The organism is Streptomyces sp. P17 (genome assembly GCF_032436805.1).
GTDB lineage: Bacteria > Actinomycetota > Actinomycetes > Streptomycetales > Streptomycetaceae > Streptomyces.
This window is the reverse complement of record NZ_JAVRBF010000144.1, coordinates 1-3,557: the sequence shown is the minus strand read 5'-3', so window position 1 is coordinate 3,557 and position 3,557 is coordinate 1. Positions and strand designations below refer to the sequence as shown.

Here is a 3,557-nt window from a genome sequence, read left to right as displayed (position 1 = left end):
GAGGTCGCGCCGGCCGAGGAAGCTGCGCCCGAGGGGCGTACGCGTCGTCGTGCCACCCGGAAGGTGACCGCGCCCGCGGAGACTGCCGAGAGCACAACCGCCGAGACCACGGTCGAGACCCTCTCCGAGACCTCCGTCGAGCCCACTGCCGAAGAACCCGCCCTGGCCGCGTCCGAGGACGTCGCCCCCCGTCGCACCCGCCGGCGTGCCACGCGTCGCGTGTCCGCGCCCGCCGGGGCGCCCGAGAACGTGGAGGCGTCCGTGACCACTGCCGATGAGAGCGGGGCGGCCGAGGCCGTGAACCCCGCCGAGACCGACAAGCCCGTCGAGGCCCCCGCCGCCGAGGAGGCCGCTCCCCGGCGCCGTCGCCGGGTCGTCCGTCAGGCCGCCACCGGGTTCTCCGCGCCCGCGCGCACCACCGAGGAGGAGGCCGAGGAGGCCGAGGCCCCGCGTCGGCCGTCGCGCCCCGCCGTCGCCGTCTTCCAGCCGCCGGTCTTCACCGAGCCGAAGTTCCAGACCCCGGAGCGCGCTGCCGCCGAGGCCGCCGCCGAGGTGTCGGACGTGCCCGGTGAGGTCGAAGAGGCCGAGGAGCTCCCGGAGGAGCCGGTCGGCGCCCGTCGCCGGCGCCGGCGACGGGGTGCGGCGGACGAGGCTGAGGCCCGTCCCGCCGAGACCGCCGTCGAGGACGAGGACGAGGACGAGGCCGAGGAGGCCGAGGAGGCCGAGGACTCCGCCGAGGGCGAGGAGACCGAGGAGACCGGGGCGCGCCGTCGCCGCCGCCGGGGCGGCCGTCGCCGTCGTCGCGGTGAGTCCGCCGAGTCCGACGCCGAGTCCGGCGAGTCCGCCGACGAGGCCGACGAGCTCGCGGCAGCACAGGCCGCGCAGGACGCCGAGGACACCGCCGAGCAGGAGGACGAGGACGCCGAGGAGGGCGGCCAGGGCGAGGAGCCCGGCGGCTCGACCTCCAGCAGCCGGCGCCGCCGCCGCCGTCGCCGCAGGGCCGGAGACGCCTCCCCCGAGGCCGAGCCGTCCTCCGACGACCCGGAGCGCACCATCGTCAAGGTGCGCGAGCCGCGGGCGAAGGCCGAGCCGTCCGACGAGGTGCAGTCCATCAAGGGCTCGACCCGTCTGGAGGCCAAGAAGCAGCGCCGTCGCGAGGGCCGTGAGCAGGGCCGCCGCCGGGTGCCGATCATCACCGAGGCCGAGTTCCTGGCCCGCCGCGAGGCCGTCGAGCGCGTGATGGTCGTCCGTCAGCACGGCGACCGTACGCAGATCGGTGTCCTTGAGGACAACGTGCTCGTCGAGCACTACGTCAACAAGGAGCAGTCGACCTCGTACGTCGGCAACGTCTACCTGGGCAAGGTCCAGAACGTGCTGCCGTCGATGGAGGCCGCCTTCATCGACATCGGCAAGGGCCGCAATGCGGTGCTCTACGCCGGTGAGGTCAACTTCGAGGCGCTGGGCATGGCCAACGGGCCGCGGCGCATCGAGTCCGCCCTCAAGTCCGGGCAGTCCGTGCTGGTCCAGGTCACCAAGGACCCGATCGGGCACAAGGGCGCGCGTCTGACGAGCCAGGTCTCCCTGCCGGGCCGCTACCTCGTGTACGTCCCCGAGGGCTCGATGACCGGCATCAGCCGCAAGCTGCCCGACACCGAGCGGGCGCGGCTGAAGACCATCCTCAAGAAGATCGTCCCCGAGGACGCGGGCGTCATCGTGCGCACCGCCGCCGAGGGCGCGAGCGAGGACGAGCTGCGCCGTGACGTCGAGCGGCTCCAGGCGCAGTGGGAGGACATCCAGAAGAAGGCCAAGAGCGGCAACGCCCCGACGCTGCTCTACGGCGAGCCGGACATGACCGTCCGGGTCGTCCGGGACATCTTCAACGAGGACTTCTCCAAGGTCATCGTCAGCGGTGACGAGGCCTGGCAGACCATCCACGGCTACGTCGCCCATGTCGCCCCGGATCTCGCCGAGCGGCTGCAGAAGTGGACCTCCGAGGTCGACGTCTTCGCCACCTACCGGATCGACGAGCAGCTCGCCAAGGCGCTGGACCGCAAGGTCTGGCTGCCCAGCGGCGGTTCGCTGGTGATCGACCGGACCGAGGCGATGGTCGTCGTCGACGTCAACACCGGCAAGTTCACCGGCCAGGGCGGCAACCTGGAGGAGACGGTCACCAGGAACAACCTGGAGGCGGCCGAGGAGATCGTGCGCCAGCTGCGGCTGCGCGACCTCGGCGGCATCATCGTCATCGACTTCATCGACATGGTGCTGGAGTCCAACCGGGACCTGGTGCTGCGGCGCCTGCTGGAGTGCCTGGGCCGGGACCGTACGAAGCACCAGGTCGCCGAGGTCACCTCGCTGGGGCTGGTCCAGATGACCCGTAAGCGGGTCGGCCAGGGCCTGCTGGAGTCGTTCTCCGAGACCTGCGTCCACTGCAACGGCCGCGGTGTCATCGTGCACATGGAGCAGCCCACCTCCGCCGGAGGCGGCGGCAAGCGCAAGAAGCGCGGGCGTGGCGCCGACGTGCACGAGCACGAGGCCGCGGTGACCGCCGTCGAGACCGCCGAGCCGGAGACGGAGACCGCCGCCGAGGTGGCGGCCGAGGTCGCCGAGCCGGTCGCGCCGGCTGAGCCTGCCTTCGCGCCGGACGAGGAGCTGTACAGCAGCGTCGCCGAGGCGGAGGCCGCTGCCGGCCGCCGTTCCCGGCGCCGGGCCGGCCGGCGGGCGTCCGCTCCGGCCGGTGCGCCGAACGCCGGTGCGCCCAGGGCCGAGGCGCCGACCGCTCAGGACGTGACCGTCGAGCAGGAGGTCGAGCGTCCGGTGCAGCCGGAGTCGGCCGCCGAGGCGAAGGCCGAGCCCGCCGCCGTGGAGGACGCGGTCGTCGAGACTCCGCCCGCCGCCGAGGAGGCCGCGCCGAGGGGCCGTACGCGTCGGCGTGCGACCCGTAAGGCGACCGCGCCCGCCGGTTCGCCCGCCGGGGCGGAGGCGGCCGTGGTGACGGTCCCCGAGACGGCGCCCGAGCCGAAGGCCGATCAGGCCCCGGCGGCCGAGCCGGTCGCCGAGCCGGTCGTCGCCGAGCCCGCGGCCCCGGCCCGTCCGCGCCGCCGTGCCGTCCGCAAGGCCACCGCGCCCACCGCGTCCGAGGAGGCGGCCGTCGTGGTCGTCCCCGCGGCCACGGAGGCCCCGGCCGAGCAGGCACCCGCCACTGAGGAGGAGCCCGCCCCGGCCAAGAAGGCGGCGGCCCGCAAGACGGCGAAGAAGGCGACGGCCAAGAAGGCCGCCACCAAGAAGACCGCGGCCAAGAAGACGGCCGCCAAGAAGACGACGGCCAAGAAGGCGGCGAAGACCGCCACGGCCGCGAAGAAGTCGACGTCGAAGAAGACCGCGGCGGCGGCGCAGCAGACGCTGCCCTCCGTCTCGGCCTCCACCGACGAGGGCTGAAACACCGGGGTGGGGGGGGGGGGGGGCCCCCCCCCCCCACCCCGCGGCTCACCGAGCGATCAGGTCCGCCACACGCCGAGCGAGGACCGGGACTGCCCGGTGGAAGACGGGCGGGGCTC

1 protein-coding gene is annotated in these 3,557 nt (G+C 74.3%); it reads left to right on the top strand.

What is annotated here, in order from left to right; translation table 11 throughout:
- On the top strand, positions 1 to 3,438 hold a 3,438-nt coding region (locus RMT89_RS39790), incomplete at its 5' end, for an Rne/Rng family ribonuclease (protein ID WP_315888631.1).
- Positions 3,439 to 3,557: the final 119 nt, after the last annotated feature.